The organism is Roseobacter cerffii (genome assembly GCF_054226325.1).
In genome coordinates this window covers 3,816,696-3,835,466 of sequence record NZ_CM135757.1, presented here as the reverse complement: position 1 = coordinate 3,835,466, position 18,771 = coordinate 3,816,696, and the positions used below count along the sequence as shown (strand labels likewise).

Genomic DNA, 18,771 nt, shown 5'->3' with positions numbered 1-18,771 from the left:
ATGCGGCGCGTGTTGACAGGCCTTTTGCTGGCCACGCTTGCCGTTTGTGCTCCGGCGGCTCAGGCCCAGCAGAACACCGCTCTGCGCGGGCTGGGCACAGCCAATGAAGCGCTGGTCTGGCAGGCCGTGGGCCGGCTCGACATGAACAAGCGCGGGTTCTGCACCGGCACGCTCATCGCGCCGGACCTGGTGCTGACGGCGGCGCATTGTGTTTATGATCGGCGCACGGGGGCCGCCTTTGCGCCGGATCAGCTGACCTTCCGCGCGGGGCTGCGCCACGGTGACGCGATTGCCGAGCGCGGGGTGGCGCAGATCGAGGCCCATGCGGGCTATGACCCGGCGCGCGGCGTCGAGGTGCGCAACATCCGTCATGATGTGGCGCTGTTGCGGCTGGATGCGCCGATCCCGACCCATGTGCTGGATCCGTTTGTGCTCTTTAACGAGCGGATGTCGCGCGGGCCGGTGAGTGTCGTGTCTTATGGACGCGGGCGGGCGGAACTGCCCTCGCGCCAGTCCGTCTGTCGCGTGTTCGACCGCTATGAAGGGGTTCTGCTGCTCGATTGTGACGTGACCTTCGGCTCCTCCGGCGCGCCGGTCTTCAGCCACAAGAACGGGCGCGGCCAGATCGTCTCGGTCATCTCGAGCGTGGGCAGCTATGACGGGCGTCGCGTGTCCTTTGGCATGGCGCTGCCCGGGCTGGTGGCGGACCTCAAGCGGCAGATGCGGGCCAATGCGCTGAGCCCGCTGGCCGAGCAGCGACGCATCACGGTGAGCGACGGCGTGAGCCGGACAAACCGCAGTGGCGGGGCCAAATTTGTCCGCCCGTGAGGGTCTTGAAAGCGGAAAATCCATCCCCAAATATGCGGTGTCCGGGGTGCCTAGAGAGGGCCCTGGCGTCAACCATTGCTGGCGCGCGTCCAAGTCAGGAGCCGCTGGCGCGTAATCGCTCACTTAAGAGGATCACACTATGCGTACCTACGATTTTGCACCGCTCTACCGGGCCACCGTTGGCTTTGACCAGATCGCCGACCTGATGGACCGGGTCCTGACCAGTGAAGGCACACAGCCGTCCTACCCCCCTTACAACATCGAAAAGCTCGACGATGACTCGTACCGCATTTCGATTGCGGTTGCCGGCTTCTCCGACGCCGATCTGAGCGTCGAAGTGCGGGAAAACGCGCTCATCGTCTCCGCCCGCAAGGCCGAGGACGACGCCGAGCGCAGCTATCTGCACCGTGGCATCGCCACCCGCGCGTTCGAGCGCCGCTTCCACCTCGCCGACCACGTTCAGGTCACCGGTGCGAGCCATGTGGATGGCATGCTGCACATCGACCTGGTGCGGGAAGTGCCCGAAGCGCTGAAGCCGCGGCAGATCTCGATCTCCTCGACCAAGCAGATCGAAAAAGACGTGGTTGATGCGAAATCTGTCAACTAACGCAGGCCGACTTTAGGTTGACGGACCTGATATCGCTTTTCGCGTTTGAGGCTGTGCCGAAAGGCCGCGAAGAGCGAGTCACCGACAAGTCGATATGCGATAAATCAGACTGACCCAAGACGTGGGGCGCGGCCATCCGGCTGCGCCCTTTTTTATGGGCGGCCGAGCAGGTGCTGCACGCCGCTCCGCACGCCCTCCAGCGCCGCGGGTGGCACCGCGCCGCGCGACAGAAGCCGCAGACCGACGAACATCGCCATCAGAGACTGCGCCGTCGCAGTGACCTCGAGCGTGGCGGCCAACTGGCCCGTCGCCTGGCCCCGCTGCAGCATGGTCGCAAAGAAATCTTCGATCTCGGCCAGTGATTTCCGCACGATCTCCGCAACCTCGGGCGTCTGGTTCGGCAGATCCTGCGCGGTGTTGATCAGAAAACAGCCCAGGTTCTGCGGATCGCCGCAGCCTGCATCGATCATGCGGTCAAAGAGCTCGGTGATCGCGGCGACCGGGTCCTCGAAGGCCGAGAGCTCTGCCAGCATCGCGCCGCGGCTTTGCTGATCATAGCGCAGAAGCGCGCGGTCAAAGAGCGCCTGTTTCGAGCCGAAGGCATTGTAAAGGCTGCCTTTGTTGATCTGCATCCCGTCGATCAGATCGGCCATCGAGGTGCCCTCATAGCCTTTCTTCCAGAAGACGCGGATCGCCTTGTCGGTGGCCTCATCGAGGTCGAATGTCTTTTCCCATGGCATGGTGTGGCTCCGGGCATCGGCGGGTTTCTGGTCACATATATATGAATTTATACCGATCGTTCAAGAAATCTGCATCTGGGTCTTGACCGATTGGTTTATACTCCCTAGCTGAGGTTCGTACCGAACGGTACAAACAATTCAGCTTGAGAAGGAGACCCCCGATGACCGATTTCCCGACCCACACCATCGACACCGCCCCTGCCGCATCCAAGGCAACGCTTGAAGGCGCGCAGAAAAGCCTGGGCTTCGTGCCAAACCTCTATGCCACCATGGCCGAAGCGCCCGCGCTGCTCGAAGGCTACACCGCGTTGGCGGGAATCTTCGGCAAGACCGATCTGAGCGAGACAGAGCGTCAGGTTATTCTGATGACGAACAACCGGCTGAACGGCTGTAGTTACTGTATGGCGGCGCATACGACCATCGCGCAGGGCGCTGGTGTCCCGGCGGATGTGATCGAGGCGCTGCGGAGCAACACGCCGATTGCCGATGCCAAGCTGGAGGCGTTGCGGCAGTTTTCCATCGTGGTGAACGAGAGCCGCGGCTGGCCGTCGGATGCTGATATCGAGGCGCTGATCGCCGCAGGCTACAGCACGCAAACCGCGTTGGAGGTGGTGGTGGGAACAGCCCTGAAGGTGCTGTCGAACTACACCAACCACATCGCGAGCACCGATCTCGATGCCGCTTTCGTGCCGAATGCGTGGTCGGAAGATCAGGCCACCGCGGCCTGATACCCCACCGTCCGGTGCGTGAGTCCCGCGACAGCGGGACAACAAAAAGGGGCCGCTCGATGCGGCCCCTTTTTGTCATGTGCCCAAAGATCAGACCGACATGCAGATGTATTTCATCTCCAGGTAATCCTCAATCCCGTGGTGCGAGCCTTCGCGTCCCAACCCGGATTGCTTCACGCCGCCGAAGGGGCCCACCTCGGTCGAGATGATGCCGGTGTTCACACCCACGATGCCGTACTCCAATGCCTCGGCCACCTTGTAGACGCGGCTCAGGTCCTTGGCGTAGAAATAGCTCGCGAGGCCAAAGATCGTGTCATTCGCCATGGCGATGACCTCATCTTCATCCTCGAATTTGAAGAGCGGGGCGAGGGGCCCGAAGGTCTCTTCGGTGGCCACTTTCATATCCTGCGTCACGCCGGTCACCACCGTGGGCTCAAAGAAGGTGCCCCCCTTCTCATGCGGTTTCCCGCCTGTCAGGATGGCGCCGCCGTTGTCGACGACATCCTGCATGTGCTCCTGCACCTTCTCAACCGCCTCCTCGTTGATCAGCGGCCCGGTGGTCACGCCGCCTTCGAGGCCGTCGCCGACGGTCAGGTTCTCGACCGCCACTTTCAGCTTGGCGGCAAAGGCGTCATAGACGCCAGCCTGCACATAGATGCGGTTGGCGCAAACGCAGGTTTGGCCGTTGTTGCGGAACTTGCACATCATCGCGCCTTCGACGGCGGCATCGAGATCGGCGTCGTCAAAGACGATGAAAGGCGCGTTGCCGCCGAGTTCCATGGAGCATTTCATCACCTGATCGGCGGCCTGTTTCAGCAGGATGCGCCCCACTTCGGTGGAGCCAGTAAAGGTCAGCTTGCGCACGGCCGGGTTCTCGCAGAACTCCTTGCCGACCTCGGAAGAGGAGGCGGAGGGCACCACGTTGAAGACACCCGCAGGAATGCCCGCGCGTTCGGCGAGCACGCCCATGACGATGGCTGACAGCGGCGTTTCCTTGGCCGGGCGCGCGACGAAGGAACAGCCCACGGCCAGCGCTGGCGCGGCCTTGCGGGTGATCATCGCGTTGGGGAAGTTCCACGGCGTGATCGACGCCGCGACCCCGATGGGCTGTTTCAGCACCGTGATGCGCTTGTCGCGCTGGTGGCCGGGGATGGTCTCGCCATAGACACGCTTGGCCTGTTCACCGAAGAATTCGATGAAGCTCGCGCCATAGCCGATCTCGCCTTTGGCTTCCGCATGGGGTTTGCCCTGCTCGGCGGTCAGGATGGTGGCCAGATCGTCAGCGTTCTCCATCATCAGGTCGAACCATTTGCGCAGCACCTGGGCGCGCTCCTTCGCGGTCCAGGCGGCCCAGTCTTTCTGTGCGGCCTCGGCCTGCGCGATGGCGCCGGCCACCTGGGCGCGGCTGAGGTTTGCGACCTCGGCAATCACGTCGCCGCGGGCGGGGTTGGTCACCTCGAAGGTGCCGTCGTCGCCCTCGACCCATTCACCGCCGATATAGGCGCGGGTTTCGAGAAGGCTCGGGTCCTTGAGCAGCGATTTGAGGTCGGTGTTTAGAATATCTTTCATTTCGGGTCCTCCGCGAAAATGGCTACCGTTCTCATTTCAACTCTGGCTATGATTGTCCAGTTCCGAAACGGGAGAGACAATGATGATGCCGCTCGATGATGCCTATGCGAATGCGCCCTATATCGCTGGGGCGGAGGCTTACCCGCCCCGCTGGGCGGCAGCGGCGGCGGCGTTTCGCGAGGGGCTCGGCGCGCGTGCCGAGATCGGGGTCTCCTACGGGCCATCCGCGCGGCAGGTGTTTGATTTCTTTAACGCGGATGGGGCTGCAAACGGCACCGTGATCTTCGTGCATGGGGGCTATTGGAAGGCCTTTGACCACACCAGCTGGTCGCATTTCGCCGCAGGCGCGCTGGCGGCGGGCTGGTCGGTGGCGATGCCGGGGTATGACCTCTGCCCCGACGTGCGGATTTCCGAGATCACCCGGCAAATCGCGCAGGGGGTCACGGCGATTGCCGGGCGGACCGAGGGGCCCATCGCGCTGGCCGGACATTCGGCGGGCGGGCATCTGGTGGCGCGGATGCTGGCGCCGGATGTACTGCCCGAGGAGATCCGCGCGCGGATTGTCCGGGTGGCCCCGATCTCGCCCGTCGCGGATTTGCTGCCGCTGTTGCAGACCTCGATGAACGACCTTTTCCAGATGGACGCGGCGGCGGCCCGAGCCGAGAGCCCGACGCGGCAAGACCAGCCCAACGGTGCGGAGGTCAAGATCTGGGTCGGCGCGGAAGAGCGCCCTGTGTTTCTCGAGCAAGCTGATGCTTTGGCGCAGGCGTGGGGGGTGCCGCAGGTCATCGTGCCCGGCACACATCATTTCGACGTGATCGACGCGCTGGAAGACCCGCAGAGCGATCTCGTCCGTTTCCTGACAGCAACCTGAGGCTTGATCACAGCACCGGAATCGGCCAAGCCTGTCACACGGCTGCGGGGCGATGGCGTCGCCCGGCGCGTTGGCCCAATCCGTCCTGAACGCCGGGACCTTTCTGCATAAGGAGGGTCTGCCATGACCACCCCACATTTGTCCGACCGCCCCGAGATGTACCGCTATCACAATGGCGAGAAATCCCCTCTGCCGTTCGAGGTGGCCGAATACGAGGCGCGGCTCGCCGAGTTGCGCGAGCGCATGGCGGCGGCGGGCGCTTCGGCGGCCGTCTTCACCTCGATGCACAGCATCGCCTATTACTCAGGCTTTCTCTACTGCGCCTTTGGGCGGCCTTACGGGATGGTCGTGACGGAAACGGATGCGGTCACGATCAGTGCCGGCATCGACGCGGGCCAGCCCTGGCGGCGCAGCTTTTGCGACAACATCACCTACACCGATTGGCAACGCGACAACTTCTGGCGCGCGGTTGCCTCTGTCACCGGCAAGAATGCGATCATCGGCTATGAGGGCGATCACCTGACGCTGGTGCAGCGCGACAAGCTGGAGGATTTTCTGCAGCCGCTCACCATGGTCGACCTCGCCGAGACCACGATGCGGCAGCGGATGCACAAGTCCGAGGCCGAGATCGCGCTGATCCGCCATGGGGCGCAGGTGGCGGATGTGGGCGGCTATGCCATCCGCGACGCCATCAAGCCGGGTGTGCGCGAGATCGACGTGGCCATGGCGGGGCGGGATGCGATGGAGCTGGAGATCGCCAAGCGCTTTCCGGAGGCAGAGTATCGCGACACCTGGGTCTGGTTTCAGTCGGGTATCAATACCGATGGCGCGCATAATCCGGTGACCGGGCGGGTGCTGCAGCGGGGCGATATCCTGTCGCTCAACGCCTTCCCAATGATCTCAGGCTATTACACCGCGCTGGAGCGGACGCTGTTTGTGCAGGAGTGCGACCCTGAGAGCCGGAAGATCTGGGAGGCAAATGTGGCCGCGCATGAGTTTGGAATGAGCCTGCTGAAGCCCGGTGTGTCCTGTGCGGAGGTCACGCATCAGGTCAACGATTTCTTCGCTGAGCGCGATCTGCTGCAGTACCGCACCTTTGGGTACGGGCACTCCTTTGGCGTGCTGAGCCACTACTACGGGCGTGAGGCGGGTCTGGAGCTGCGCGAGGACGTCGATACGGTGCTGGAGCCGGGCATGGTGATCTCGATGGAGCCGATGCTGACCATCGCCGAGGGCAAACCCGGCGCGGGCGGCTACCGCGAGCACGACATTCTGGTGATCACAGAGGATGGCAATGAGAACATCACGGGCTACCCCTACGGCCCGGAGTTCAACATCGTCGGGTGACGGCCTGCATCCCTTGCCGGTCGAAAGCTGCGTTCCACTGTCCGCGACATTTGCGATGGACACGGTCAGCGCGGCCAAAAGGCATGTAACCGCCGCGCACATCGCCTATATTACCGGGGAAGCTGCGCAAGGGAGATCGAAATGGCCGCACTGGCACGGATGCTGTTCATCGGGTTCGTCGTCCTGACGATTGTCTATCTGTGCCTGTCGTTCTATTCCCGTGCCGTGCGGCGCGGGAAGCTCGAGGCCGAATGGGACGCCGCCCAGGGCCCCGGGGATCGCGAGAGCTTTGTGCGGTCGGGGCTCGAGGCCTATGACGGATCGCTGCGCCGCAAGCTGATCCTGGGTGTCTATGTGATCCCGTCGATTGCCATTGGGCTGTTGATCTATTTTACGAATTTCGCCTGAGGGGGCTGGCCATGTTCTATCTCAAATGGGGGGTCATCATCGGCTTCTGGCTGATTGTGGCGTCGTTTTTGCACTATACGCTGCCGCAGGTGGATGTGGTGCGGATCACCGACACCTATGAACAGCGGATCGAGCCGGGCGAAAACCGGCTGTTCTGGGCGCAGGCGGATGCGGGCAACGCGCAGGGCACCGTGGGGCGGGATGTGTTTTTCATCCAGACCCAGCGGCCTGGCAAGGGCGTGATGGTGTATCGCAACGAGGACACGGGCTGGGGCTGGCCGCCCTATTTCAAGTTCGACACGGCGAACCTGCAGGCCGAGGCGAATGACATGCGCTCGACCGCGGCCAACCCGCAGTTCGCGATGGTCCGGCATTACGGCTGGCGCAATGAGCTCTTCTCGATCTATCCCAATGCGATTTCGATCTGGCCGGTCGAGAGCGCCGAGGTTGGCAAACCGCTGCCCTGGCTGAACGCGCTGATCCTGATCGTGCTGGCGGCGATCTTCTATGGCATCTGGGTGCGCTGGCGGCGGTTCCGGGAGAAGCGGATCGATCCGACGCTGGAAGAGATGCAGGACAGCTGGGAGGCCCGGGAAGACCGCTGGGCTGAAAAGCGCGCGCGTCTACGCCGCTGGTGGGCTGCGAAACGGCGGGGATATTAGAATAGGCGCGGCTTCGGGTCTGCGCGATAAGGGTAGCCATTCGGGGGAGGGCGGTGCAGGGCGGCGCGGGGCAAGCCCCGCGCCGCCCTGCACCGCCCGCGCTGCGGCACCGTTGTCCCTGAGGCGTCAGGCTTTCGCCAGCATTCGGCCCAGGGGACGGCCCCCGAGGATATGCACGTGCAGGTGCGGCACCTCCTGTACGCCATGTGACCCGGCGTTGGAGATCATGCGGAAGCCCTCTCCGGCGGTCAGCGTGACCCCTTCGAGGCGGCAGACCTCGGCAATGGCGCGGGTGTAGTCAACGATCTCGGCCTCCGTGGCCTCGGCGGCGAAATGATCGTAGCTCACGTAGGCGCCCTTGGGGATTACCAGCACATGCGTGGGTGCCTGCGGGTAGAGATCGCGGAAGGCGAGGCTGTGCTTGGTCTCGAGCACGGTGGTGTTGGGGATCTCGCCGCGCAGGATCTTGGCGAAGATATTCTGGTCGTCATAGGCGTAGCTCATGCGCGCTCCTTGATCTTAATCGGCGAATAAATGTGGGCTGTCGGCAATCTCGCGGGCGGCCTCATGCGAGATCGAGAGAAACTGCGCCAGCGCCTCGGCGTTCTTGTCCAGATCGGCGGTCTCGCGAAAGCGGTGGTGGTTCTTGAACTCCGCATCGCGGATGCGGTCGCTTTCGAAGACCATGTCGTTGCGGATCGTGGGCAGCAGCCGCTCGAGCGTTTCCGACGAGGTCTGCTCGCCCGCGAGGCCGACGCGCATCGCATGCCCGACGAGGTAGTCATCGGTAAAGGTGCAGTCGATCTCCAGCAGCCGCGTGACCGAGCGGTCGGCGGCGAAATCTTCCATCAGCTCGATATTGCTCGGGTCCATGCAGACCATCATGCGGTCGGTCTCGTAATAGTCAAAGAGCATCCGCATCAGCGCGCGGCGGTGGCGGGTGCGTTTCTCCAGGCTGGTCTGGATGCCACCGAGATCGGGCAGGGGCGCACTTTCTTCGTTGAAGATGTACTCGACGGCAGGCACATTCGTGGTCTGACGGATGCGTTCGAGCACGCGTTTGGCCACGTGCCATTTCTTGCAGACCACGACGAGCAGTTCCCGCTCCCGGCCCAGGGTCGATTCCGTCTCCCAGAAGCGCGAGGCAAAGCGGCGCCCGATGCGACCGCGCCCGGTCAGAAACTTGAAGAGCCCCGGACCTTCGCCGGAGATCTGGAAGCTCACGCCAGAGGCGGCATAGAGCAGGCCAAGCCGGCGCTTGAGGTCCTGCGCCTCGGGGCTGATCTTGCGGGCAAAGAGATAGTCCTGGCTCGTCAGCATGTCGTAGTGGTCGTTATAGAAGGTGACCGGCATGCCGTAGTCGGTGAACATCAGGAAGGTGAGCGGGCGGCTGCGGATCTCGGCCTCGGGCACCAGATGCGGCACCAGCGTCTGGAAGACGGTCTCGTCCGGGATCCAGGTCGTGGAGAAGAAGCGCGGCACGTCGCGGCGGTCGCGCAGGAAGGCGAGGATCTTTTCGATGGTGGCGCGACGCAGGCACCACCATTGGCTGCCGATCCTGATCTGCAGATCCTGCGGCAGCTTGCGGTGCAGTTTCAGACGCCGCTGCGCCTCCATCGCGGCGTAGAACAGGCGCTTGTTCTTGCGTTCGTTGAAGTAGTGGCGATAGATCAGCCGCTCTTCCTTCATGCCGGTCTTGATCCAGTCGCTGTCGAAATAGTCGAATGTCTCGATGAAGTCGGCGTCGTTGTCTTCGAGGAACTGGTGGGTGTATTCCGCCGTCTTGATTGGCATACAGTCGCCCGAGAGCATGTAGAAATGCGTGGCGCGCGGAAACGCCTCGACCGCGGCGCGGACCGCGTTGAGCGTGGCCTGCACCAGCGACCATTCCCCCCAGCCGCATTTCATGCGCTTTTTTGCGAAGGTCACATTGGCGTTTTCGGCCAGCGCCGTGCGGATTTGGCGGTACTGCGCCGCGTCCGAGCGGGCATCGAAATGAATGGCCACGTAGTCGCCCGTCGCCGTCAGACGGTCCGCTTGCCGGATGATGGCATCGGGGTCCTTATGGCATAAAAGGATGTAGGCGATTTTTGCCACGCGGGTCCTGATCTGCTCTTATTGTTGGCACTCTATAAGGTGATAAGAATGAAGACACATTGAATAAACTGCAATTATTTGCTTTTTTCTAACCAAATCGGGTCGATAACCCCAAAAACCGGCAGGCCGGGCAGGAGTTCAGCAAGATGGGTTTCCCAGGCACCTGGATGACCACGAGTGAGAGCATGGTGTACCGCGTGGTGCCCAAATGTGCCTGCTCGACCATTGGCCAGATCATGTATTATTCGGATCATGGCGCGTTTTTCGACGGCGATATTCATGACGCGAAGGAGGGGCTGCACAAATGGGCGCTGGACGATAGCCAGGGCCCGATCACCGAGAATGTGCAGCATCACAAGTCCTACGCGTTCACCTGTGTCCGCAACCCCTACACCCGCATTCTGAGCTCGTTTTTCGACAAGATCTGCGGCATTCAGCGCAACGGCAACCGCTATCGCGGCAACCTTGTGCCGGTGCTGGTGCAGAAATACGGGATCGACGTGGGCGGCGAGGATGGGCAGCAGGAGTTTGACCAGATCGCCTCGTTCCGGCGGTTTCTGCTCTTTGCGCGCGACACGATCCGGTTTCGCAAGCCGATGGACCCGGATATCCACTGGTCGGCCATGTCAGGGCATATCAGCACCTTCATCGTGAATGGCGGGACCTACGACAAGATCGTCTGGACCGAGAGTTTCAACGACGGCATGCAGGATGTGCTCGACGCGATCGAGACGCCACATCCGATCACGCTGGATGAGGTGCCGCGGTTCAACGAAAGCGAGGGGCATGGGCCCAAGCGCGCCCATCCGGTGGAGGACTACTTCGACGATCTGTCGATGCATCTGGTCTATGAGATCTACAAGCGGGACTTCGAGCTCTTCCGCTATGACTTTGAGAATCCGGGCAACAAGATGCCGGTGAGCGAGATCGACCTCGACGAGGTGCACGCCAAGCTGGGCGACTGAGAGCTAGCGCCCGTCGAAGGGACCCAGCATGCTGGTCCGGTGGTGGACCTGGAAGATGTGGTTGTAGAGCTGCGCGACCCACTGCTTGCCTTCCATCGTATGTTCAAGGTGCCCAAGGGCTGGCCCGATGAGCGGTTGCACCTGTGACCAGAAGAAATCGGGGAATTTCTCCATCAGGTCCACCGCGCTTTGATAGCCGAGCTCTTCGGCCATGCCGGTTTCCTTGAACTCCAGATAGAGCGCGCCGATCTTGCGGTGATAAAACGGATCGGCCATCTGCCCGATCAGATCGGCGGCACGGACGAGCGCGGGCTCGCTGCTGGTGGATTGGTAATGCGCGTCATCGGGGACGGGAAAGCGCGTGTAGTCGATGGCGGCGGCGATCCGCTCCTCATCGATCAGGCTGGAGCCGGCGAAGCGCTGGCGGGCATACATCATGCCGCGCTCGACATGATAGGGGGCCAGATAGGCATCCGACGCCCCGCGCGGCGGGGTGATGGTCGTGCCATCTGCGTCGATGACCACCTTCGAGGCGCCGTCGCCCTCGCAGATATCGCGCATATAGCCCACATCGTGCAGCAGCAGGGCGACGATATAGTGCAGCCAGTCGCGCGGCTGCAGCGCTTCGGTCACCAGTCGACCACGTATGATCTGTTGGCCCACAAGCGTGACCATGATCGTGTGCTCGGCGTTGTGATAGAGCGCATCCGAATTCGCGAGTCGCTCGAGCACCATCTTGGCGCAGCCGTTGATAAAGGCGGCATATTCCGGCTCGCGCCCCGAGAAATACTGCAGGAATGTCTCCGAGAGATGGTCACCAAAGGACGCGGCCAGGGTGGCTGTCGGGTTGAACATCAAAGGGCTCCGGGGCGTGTCTTCCGCTTTGGTCATACACTATTTTTTGCCCTGCGCCTATTCCGTCCGCAGGCGTGTGGTTTGGGTCAGGTGGCGGGCGTCTTGCGTGGCCTTGCCGCAGGGACTACATCTGCGCCCATGGCCCAGGTGAAATCCGCATCGAAATCCGACCCGAACTACAAGGTGGTCGCCGAGAATCGGCGGGCGCGGTTCGATTATGCGATCGAGGAAGATGTCGAATGCGGCATCGTTCTGGAAGGCTCGGAGGTGAAATCGCTGCGCGAGGGTGGGGCGAATATTGCCGAGAGCTATGCGGCGGTAGAAGACGGCGAGCTGTGGCTGGTGAACAGCTATATCGCGCCTTACAAACAGGCCAAGACGTTTCAGCACGAGGAGCGGCGGCGGCGCAAGCTCCTGGCCTCGCGCAAGCAACTGGCGGATTTCTGGAATGCCACGCAGCGCAAGGGCATGACGCTGGTGCCGCTGGTGCTCTACTTCAACCATCGTGGCATGGCGAAGATCAAGATCGGCGTGGCGAAGGGCAAGAAGCTGCACGACAAGCGCGAGACGGCGGCAAAGCGCGACTGGTCGCGCCAGAAATCGCGGCTGATGAAGGATCACGGCTAACCAAGCGGTGGCCTGAAAGCCCACCGCACCTGCCTGTTTCGGACGGTGGTGCTTGCAGGTTCGGTGGGCTTTCAGGCCACCGCGGCGCGCGCGGGCTTGCCTCTGCGGTCTGCGCTCGTTAACCCGGTGGTCGTCCACAGCTGAGGGAGTCTCCCATGTCCGATGATCCAAAAACACTGGTCTCGACCACGTGGCTGGCCCAGCACATGAAGGACCCGGACCTGCGCGTGCTCGATGCCTCCTGGTACCTGCCGGACGCAGACCGCGACGCCCATGCCGAGTACGAGGCGGCGCATATCCCGGGCGCGCGCTTCTTCGATATTGACGAGATTTCCGATCACCGCTCGGACCTGCCGCATATGGCGCCGCCGGTGGAGAAGTTCATGTCGCGCCTGCGGGCGATGGGCGTGGGCGATGGCCACCAGGTGGTGGTCTATGACGGCGCGGGGTTGCTCTCGGCGGCGCGGGTTTGGTGGCTCTTCCGGCTGATGGGGCAGGAGAATGTGGCGGTGCTCGATGGCGGCTTCCCCAAGTGGCAGGCCGAGGACCACCCGGTTGAGGACATGCCTCCGGTGATCCGCGACCGGCACATGACGGTGCGGTTCCAGAACCATCTGGTGCGCGATGTCACGCAGGTTTCGGCGGCGTCGAAGCTGAAGGACCCCCAGATTGTCGATGCCCGCGCGGCGGCGCGCTTTCGCGGCGATGCGCCGGAGCCGCGCGAGGGGCTGCGCGCGGGTCACATTCCTGGCGCGCGCAACGTGCCCTACACCGATCTTTTGAACGACGACAAGACCATGAAGGACCCAGACGCCTGCCGCGCCGTGTTCGAGGCCGCGGGCGTGGATCTGAGCAAGCCGATCATCACCTCCTGCGGATCGGGCGTGACCGCCGCGATCCTCGCACTGGCGCTGGAGCGGATGGGGCACACGCAATGGTCGCTGTATGATGGATCCTGGACCGAATGGGGGATGTTCCCCACGGTGCCCGTCGCAACCGGAGAGGCCTGATGTTTGAGACCCTGAAGACCCGCCCCGCGGATGGTATCCTCGCGCTGATGCAGATGTATAAGGACGACCCGCGCCCCACCAAGATCGACCTGGGCGTCGGTGTCTACAAGGACGCCACGGGCCTTACGCCGATCATGCGCGCGGTGAAAGCGGCGGAGCATCAGCTCTGGGAGGTGCAGGACAGCAAGGTCTATACCGGGCTTGCGGGCGATCCGGCCTTCTCGGACGCGATGATCCAGCTTGTTCTCGGCGATGCGGTGGCGCGCGAGAGCGTCGCTTCGGTGGCGACGCCGGGTGGGACGGGCGCGGTACGCCAGGCCTTTGAGCTGATCAAGATGGCGCGGCCCGGCGCGCGGGTGTTCGTCTCGGACCCGACCTGGCCGAACCACCTGTCGATCCTGAGCTATCTGGAGATGGAGGCGGTGAACTACCGTTACTTCGATGAGGAGACCCGGGGTGTCGATTTCGACGGGATGCTGGCGGATATCAAACAGGCGAAAGCAGGCGACGTGGTGCTGCTGCATGGCTGTTGCCATAACCCGACCGGTGCCAACCTGAACCTGACGCAGTGGCAGGCGGTGGTGGATGCGCTGCTCGAGACCGGCGCGGTGCCGATGATCGACATCGCCTACCAGGGCTTTGGCGACGGGCTGGAAGAGGACGCAGCGGCGACCCGGCTGGTGGCGTCCTCGGTGCCCGAATGCCTGATCGCGGCGAGCTGTTCGAAGAACTTCGGCATCTATCGCGAGCGAACGGGGCTGCTGATGGCAGTGAGCCAGAACACTGATGCGCGTAAGCTGCATCAGGATACGCTGGCGTTTTTGAACCGGCAGAACTTCTCCTTCCCGCCCGATCACGGCGCGCGGCTGGTCACGATGATCCTGACCGACGACGCGCTGAAAGCCGACTGGATGGCCGAGCTGGAAGAGGTGCGGACCAGCATGCTGGGCCTGCGAAGCCAGTTGGCGGGTGAGTTGCAGCGGCTGTCGGGCTCGGACCGGTTCGGGTTCCTGGCGCAGCATCGGGGCATGTTCTCGCGTCTGGGCACAACGCCCGAGAAAGTCGTCGAGATGCGTGAGAAACATGGCATCTACATGGTGGGCGACAGCCGGATGAACATCGCGGGGCTGAACGCCGAGACCGTGCCGATCCTTGCGCAGGCGATCATCGACGCGGGCGTCTGACAGCCCGCACTGCCGCTGGGTTCTCTGCGCGGCAGGCCGTCTAAAAACGTGAAAAACCCGGGCACATGGCCCGGGTTTTCCGTGTCTTGCTTATGGCCCTCGGGCTTAGCCCTTGGAGAAGTCCGGGTAGGCTTCCATGCCGAGCTCGGAGGTGTCGAGACCGTTGATCTCGGCTTCCTCTTCGACGCGGATGCCCATGGTGGCCTTGAGGATGAACCACATCACACCGGAAGCGACCAGGGTGAAGAGACCCACCACGAAGATCGAATAGATCTGGACACCGAAGGAGGCGTCGGGGTTGGTCAGGACCACGGCGATGGTGCCCCAGATGCCTGCAAAGAGGTGCACCGGGATCGCGCCGACCACGTCGTCGATCTTCAGCTTGTCGAGGAACGGCACAGCGAAGACCACGATCACACCACCAACGGCACCGATCAGCGTGGCAGCGCCCAGCGTCGGGGTCAGCGGCTCGGCTGTGATGGACACCAGGCCCGCCAGCGCGCCGTTCAGGATCATGGTGAGATCAGGCTTCTTGTACATGATCTGCGTCAGGATCAGCGCCGCCACCGCACCGCCGGCTGCCGCCGCGTTGGTGTTGGAGAAGATGCGGCTGACGTCAGCCACGTCACCGACCGAGCCCATGGCCAGCTGCGAACCGCCGTTGAAGCCGAACCAGCCCATCCAGAGGATGAAAGTGCCGAGAGTGGCCAGCGCGAGGTTGGAGCCCGGCATCGGGTTGACCTTGCCGTCCTTGTACTTGCCGATACGTGGGCCAAGGATGATGGCGCCTGCGAGGGCAGCCCAGCCACCGACAGAGTGCACAACGGTCGAACCGGCGAAATCCAGGAAGCCCATGCCGTCGAGGAAACCGCCGCCCCACTTCCAGGAGGCCTGCAGCGGGTAGATCACGGCGGTGAGCACGATCACGAAGATCAGGAAGGGCCAGAGCTTGATGCGCTCGGCCAGCGCACCTGAAACGATGGAGGCGGTGGCGGCACAGAACATCAGCTGGAAGAAGAAGTCCGACCCGGTGGCCGCATAGCCATAGTCGTCGGCGGCATCGGCGGTCACGCCAACCGCTTCGAGCACGCCGGGGCCCCAGACGCCGGAGACCACGCCTTCGACCATCCATGTGCCCAGCGGGTACATCAGGTTATAGCCGATCAGGTAGTAGAAGATCGCCGCGAGCGAGAAGAGCGCCATGTTCTTGGTCAGCTGCATGGTCACGTTCTTGGAGCGGACAAGGCCCGCTTCGAGCATGGCAAAGCCAGCGGCCATCCAGAACACCAGGAAGCCGCCGATCAGGAACAGCAGCGAGTTGAAAATAAAAACAGAATCGGAGGACGGATTCACGCCAGGGGTCGGTCCGTCCTGTGCCAGCCCGAGGCTCGGCAGCGCGACAAGGGCTGCGGCGGGGGCAAGAGTGTTGAGAAGCTTCATGAGTGTCGTATCCCTCGTTGATGTACCGCGATCACAGCGCGTCTTCATTGGTTTCGCCGGTGCGGACACGCACCGCCTGATCGACGCCGAGGACAAAGATCTTGCCGTCGCCGATCTTGCCGGTCTGTGCTGTCTTGGTGATGGTCTCGACCACCTGATCGACCACGCTGTCAGCGACCACGATCTCGATCTTGACCTTCGGCACGAAGTTCACGGCATATTCGGCGCCACGGTAGATTTCGGTATGGCCGGATTGCGAGCCAAAGCCCTTGATCTCCGTGACCATCATGCCGCGCACACCGGCTTCGGTCAGTGCTTCGCGCACCTCCTCCAGCTTGAACGGCTTGATTGTTGCAATGATGAGTTTCACCTCTTATCCCCTTCATTTGGCAGACAGGCTGCGGTATTTGCGCCCGCAGAAGACGCCAGAGCGCCGCGCCGTTGGAAGTTACGGCGGCGAAATCATGGGCAAAACGGCGGCTGAGTGATCAAAAAATAGGCTATCACGATTTTTTGCTCAGAAATTGTGCAAACTTTTAATTGTGTTTATATACAGCAGCGCCTCAACAATTCCCGCGCGGCGGGTTAGACTGCGTGAAACAAAACTGGGCCGGGCAGGTTCGTCATGAGTGATTCACGAAAAGGCAGGCGGCCTCTGGTCGCTGACCGGCGCTATGCGGCGTCTCCCAAAACAGCGCGCAAATCCAAGGCGAAACCGAAGGCCAAGCCGCGCAAGACTGTCCGGCGCAAGGCGCCTGCACGGCGGCGGGGTGGTTTGATCGGCCTGTTGCAGCGGCTGATCGGGTGGGTTTTGCGGCTGGTCTGGCGCATCACCTGGCGCGTGGGCGCGGTGGTCTGCCTCGGGCTGGGGCTGATGGTGGGCTATTACTATACGACGCTACCGGATGTGACCGAACTGCTCGATGGCCGGGCGCGGGGGTCGGTGACGCTGCTGGATGATCAGGGTCGGGTGTTTGCCTGGCGCGGCGATCAGTTTGGCGGTGCGATCACCACCGAGACCGTCTCGCCGCATTTGCGCAATGCGATCATCGCGACCGAGGACAAGCGGTTTTATCGCCACTTCGGGCTCAGCCCGCGGGGCATCGCCAGCGCGGTGAGGATCAACCTGAGCGAGGGGCGCGGGCCGCTGTCGGGCCATGGCGGCTCGACGATCACGCAGCAGACGGCGAAGCTCTTGTGCCTGGGCGTGCCCTTCGATCCGACCGTGCAGAGCGAGGCGGAGTATGAGGCTGATTGCCGGCGTGGCACGATCAAGCGCAAGGCCTCCGAGGCGATCTATGCGCTGGCGATGGAGGCGAAATACTCGAAGGATGAAATCCTGACGGTCTATATGAACCGGGCGTTCCTCGGCGCAGGGGCGCGCGGGTTCGAGGCGGCGAGCCAGCGGTATTTTGGCAAGTCAGCCGCGAATGTGACCGCGGCGGAGGCGGCGATGCTGGCGGGGCTCTTGGTGGCACCGACGCGGTTTGCGCCAACCAATGACCTCACGCGCTCGCAGAACCGCGCGGCGACCATCGTGCGCCTGATGAACGAGCAGGGGTATCTGAGCGACAGCGAGGCGCGGCAGGCGCAGAACAACCCTGCACAGCTCTCACAGGCTGCCGAGGCGCGCGCGGGTGGCTATTTTGCCGATTGGGTGATGTCGTCCGGGCCGGAGTTCTTCACCCGCAAGACGACCGAGGACGTGATCATCAAGACGACGCTCGACCAGCGCATTCAACGCGCGGCGGACGAGGCGATGGATTGGGTGTTCGAGAACAAGATCCGCCCCGGCAGCAAGGCACAGGCCGCCATCGTGGTGATGTCCGCCGATGGCGCCGTGCGTGCCATGGTGGGCGGGCGCCAGACCAAGGTGGCGGGCGCCTTCAACCGCGCGGTACAGGCCAAGCGGCAGACCGGCTCGGCCTTCAAACCCTTTGTCTATGCGGCAGCGCTCGATCTGGGATATTCCCCGAATGACACGGTCACGGATGAGCCGCTGACCATTGATATTCCCGGCTCCGGCCCCTGGTCGCCGCGGAACTACACCAACCAATTTTACGGCAAGGTCACGCTGACTGAGGCGCTGGCCGACAGCCTCAATATCCCTGCGGTCAAGGTCTCGGAATTCGTGGGCCGCGATCTGGTGCGGCAGGTGGCCAGCGACTTCGGGTTGGAGAGCGATCTGGCCGCAGGTCCCGCGCTGGCGCTTGGCGCCTCCGAGAGTACGCTGATCGAGATGACCAGCGCCTATGCGGGCATCCTGAACGGCGGCTCCTCGGTGCAGCCGTATGGGCTGGTGGAACTGCGTCTTCTGGGGGATGAGGAGCCACTGATGGGCACTGGCGGCGGCATTGGCGAGCGCGTGGTGCAGGAGGGCGCCGCGCGGCAGCTGATCTACATGATGGAGAAGGTCGTCTCGGACGGCACCGGCAAGCGCGCGCAGTTCGGCGGGCGGCAGTTGGCGGGCAAGACTGGTACGACCCAGGCCGCGCGCGACGCGTGGTTCGTTGGGTTCTCCGCCGACTATGTGGCGGGGGTCTGGATGGGGTATGACGACAACACGCCCTTGACCGGTGTGACCGGCGCGGGGCTGCCCGCCGAGATCTGGCGGGAGACGATGGCGCGGGTGCATGAAGGCGTGCCCGCGAGACCGCTGCCGATGATGATGCCGGCGAACAGCGGTGCGGCGCGCGAGCCTGCAGAGCGGCCTGGAAGCGGCGGCGGGGCCGTTGGTCTGCTGGAAGGTCTGCTGCGTGATATTCTTGGCGGCGACCCCGGGGACCGGGAGCGCGCGCCGAATGTGAGTGGCAGCGACCGGTAGCCCGGT

The 18,771-nt window shown here is 63.1% G+C and carries 19 protein-coding genes; 12 read left to right on the top strand and 7 right to left on the bottom strand.

Annotation, left to right across the window (positions count from 1 at the left end):
- Positions 1 to 828 (top strand): trypsin-like serine peptidase, encoded by an 828-nt coding sequence (locus tag ACVC7O_RS18670; protein ID WP_458323623.1) that lies wholly within the window; start codon positions 1 to 3, stop codon positions 826 to 828.
- Positions 829 to 967: 139 nt separating this feature from the next.
- Complete coding sequence (locus ACVC7O_RS18665; RefSeq protein ID WP_458323622.1) at positions 968 to 1,435, top strand: Hsp20 family protein; 468 nt, start codon at positions 968 to 970, stop codon at positions 1,433 to 1,435.
- A 152-nt stretch (positions 1,436 to 1,587) separates the two neighbouring features.
- Here ACVC7O_RS18665 and ACVC7O_RS18660 read toward each other — a convergent pair whose 3' ends face one another.
- The gene (locus ACVC7O_RS18660) at positions 1,588 to 2,175 is read right to left on the bottom strand and encodes a TetR/AcrR family transcriptional regulator (protein WP_458323621.1); all 588 of its coding nucleotides are present in this window, start codon (positions 2,173 to 2,175) and stop codon (positions 1,588 to 1,590) included.
- A gap of 161 nt (positions 2,176 to 2,336) precedes the next feature.
- Here ACVC7O_RS18660 and ACVC7O_RS18655 point away from each other — a divergent pair, with 161 nt between their 5' ends.
- Positions 2,337 to 2,903: a carboxymuconolactone decarboxylase family protein gene (locus ACVC7O_RS18655; RefSeq protein WP_458323620.1), complete on the top strand. Its 567-nt coding sequence runs from the start codon at positions 2,337 to 2,339 to the stop codon at positions 2,901 to 2,903.
- Positions 2,904 to 2,993: 90 nt separating this feature from the next.
- Here ACVC7O_RS18655 and ACVC7O_RS18650 read toward each other — a convergent pair whose 3' ends face one another.
- Positions 2,994 to 4,472 carry an NAD-dependent succinate-semialdehyde dehydrogenase gene (locus tag ACVC7O_RS18650; protein ID WP_458323619.1) on the bottom strand — a complete coding sequence of 493 codons (1,479 nt, stop codon included), beginning with the start codon at positions 4,470 to 4,472 and terminating at the stop codon, positions 2,994 to 2,996.
- An 85-nt stretch (positions 4,473 to 4,557) separates the two neighbouring features.
- Here ACVC7O_RS18650 and ACVC7O_RS18645 point away from each other — a divergent pair, with 85 nt between their 5' ends.
- From ACVC7O_RS18645 to ACVC7O_RS18630, 4 genes are all read left to right on the top strand, one after another.
- On the top strand, positions 4,558 to 5,346 hold the full coding sequence (locus tag ACVC7O_RS18645) for an alpha/beta hydrolase (RefSeq protein WP_458326114.1): 789 nt from the start codon (positions 4,558 to 4,560) through the stop codon (positions 5,344 to 5,346).
- A gap of 138 nt (positions 5,347 to 5,484) precedes the next feature.
- On the top strand, positions 5,485 to 6,693 hold the full coding sequence (locus ACVC7O_RS18640; RefSeq protein WP_458326113.1) for a M24 family metallopeptidase: 1,209 nt from the start codon (positions 5,485 to 5,487) through the stop codon (positions 6,691 to 6,693).
- A 141-nt stretch (positions 6,694 to 6,834) separates the two neighbouring features.
- The gene (locus tag ACVC7O_RS18635) at positions 6,835 to 7,101 is read left to right on the top strand and encodes a hypothetical protein (protein ID WP_458323618.1); all 267 of its coding nucleotides are present in this window, start codon (positions 6,835 to 6,837) and stop codon (positions 7,099 to 7,101) included.
- An 11-nt stretch (positions 7,102 to 7,112) separates the two neighbouring features.
- Positions 7,113 to 7,763, top strand: a complete 651-nt coding sequence (locus ACVC7O_RS18630; RefSeq protein WP_458323617.1) for a DUF1523 family protein — start codon at positions 7,113 to 7,115, stop codon at positions 7,761 to 7,763.
- 126 nt (positions 7,764 to 7,889) lie between these two features.
- On the opposite strand, the gene ACVC7O_RS18625 is transcribed toward ACVC7O_RS18630, so the two are convergent.
- Both ACVC7O_RS18625 and ACVC7O_RS18620 read right to left on the bottom strand, forming a co-directional pair.
- Positions 7,890 to 8,267: a histidine triad nucleotide-binding protein gene (locus ACVC7O_RS18625; protein WP_458323616.1), complete on the bottom strand. Its 378-nt coding sequence runs from the start codon at positions 8,265 to 8,267 to the stop codon at positions 7,890 to 7,892.
- Between the two features lie 15 nt (positions 8,268 to 8,282).
- Complete coding sequence (locus ACVC7O_RS18620) at positions 8,283 to 9,860, bottom strand: DUF5928 domain-containing protein (RefSeq protein ID WP_458323615.1); 1,578 nt, start codon at positions 9,858 to 9,860, stop codon at positions 8,283 to 8,285.
- 146 nt (positions 9,861 to 10,006) lie between these two features.
- Between ACVC7O_RS18620 and ACVC7O_RS18615 the strand changes: the two genes are divergently transcribed.
- Positions 10,007 to 10,825, top strand: coding sequence for a sulfotransferase family protein (locus ACVC7O_RS18615; protein ID WP_458323614.1), 819 nt, complete (start codon positions 10,007 to 10,009; stop codon positions 10,823 to 10,825).
- Positions 10,826 to 10,828: 3 nt separating this feature from the next.
- On the opposite strand, the gene ACVC7O_RS18610 is transcribed toward ACVC7O_RS18615, so the two are convergent.
- Positions 10,829 to 11,680 carry a hypothetical protein gene (locus ACVC7O_RS18610; RefSeq protein WP_458323613.1) on the bottom strand — a complete coding sequence of 284 codons (852 nt, stop codon included), beginning with the start codon at positions 11,678 to 11,680 and terminating at the stop codon, positions 10,829 to 10,831.
- Positions 11,681 to 11,818: 138 nt separating this feature from the next.
- Between ACVC7O_RS18610 and smpB the strand changes: the two genes are divergently transcribed.
- The 3 genes from smpB (at position 11,819) to ACVC7O_RS18595 (ending at position 14,501) form a co-directional block, all read left to right on the top strand.
- Complete coding sequence (smpB, locus tag ACVC7O_RS18605) at positions 11,819 to 12,307, top strand: SsrA-binding protein SmpB (protein ID WP_458323612.1); 489 nt, start codon at positions 11,819 to 11,821, stop codon at positions 12,305 to 12,307.
- 155 nt (positions 12,308 to 12,462) lie between these two features.
- Positions 12,463 to 13,317, top strand: coding sequence for a 3-mercaptopyruvate sulfurtransferase (sseA, locus tag ACVC7O_RS18600; RefSeq protein WP_458323611.1), 855 nt, complete (start codon positions 12,463 to 12,465; stop codon positions 13,315 to 13,317).
- Complete coding sequence (locus tag ACVC7O_RS18595) at positions 13,317 to 14,501, top strand: amino acid aminotransferase (protein WP_458323610.1); 1,185 nt, start codon at positions 13,317 to 13,319, stop codon at positions 14,499 to 14,501. Before sseA ends, ACVC7O_RS18595 begins: the two co-directional genes overlap by 1 nt.
- Before the next feature lie 105 nt (positions 14,502 to 14,606).
- On the opposite strand, the gene ACVC7O_RS18590 is transcribed toward ACVC7O_RS18595, so the two are convergent.
- Both ACVC7O_RS18590 and ACVC7O_RS18585 read right to left on the bottom strand, forming a co-directional pair.
- Complete coding sequence (locus ACVC7O_RS18590) at positions 14,607 to 15,941, bottom strand: ammonium transporter (RefSeq protein ID WP_458323609.1); 1,335 nt, start codon at positions 15,939 to 15,941, stop codon at positions 14,607 to 14,609.
- 31 nt (positions 15,942 to 15,972) lie between these two features.
- Complete coding sequence (locus ACVC7O_RS18585) at positions 15,973 to 16,311, bottom strand: P-II family nitrogen regulator (RefSeq protein ID WP_458323608.1); 339 nt, start codon at positions 16,309 to 16,311, stop codon at positions 15,973 to 15,975.
- 255 nt (positions 16,312 to 16,566) lie between these two features.
- Here ACVC7O_RS18585 and ACVC7O_RS18580 point away from each other — a divergent pair, with 255 nt between their 5' ends.
- Positions 16,567 to 18,765 carry a transglycosylase domain-containing protein gene (locus tag ACVC7O_RS18580; RefSeq protein ID WP_458323607.1) on the top strand — a complete coding sequence of 733 codons (2,199 nt, stop codon included), beginning with the start codon at positions 16,567 to 16,569 and terminating at the stop codon, positions 18,763 to 18,765.
- Positions 18,766 to 18,771: the final 6 nt, after the last annotated feature.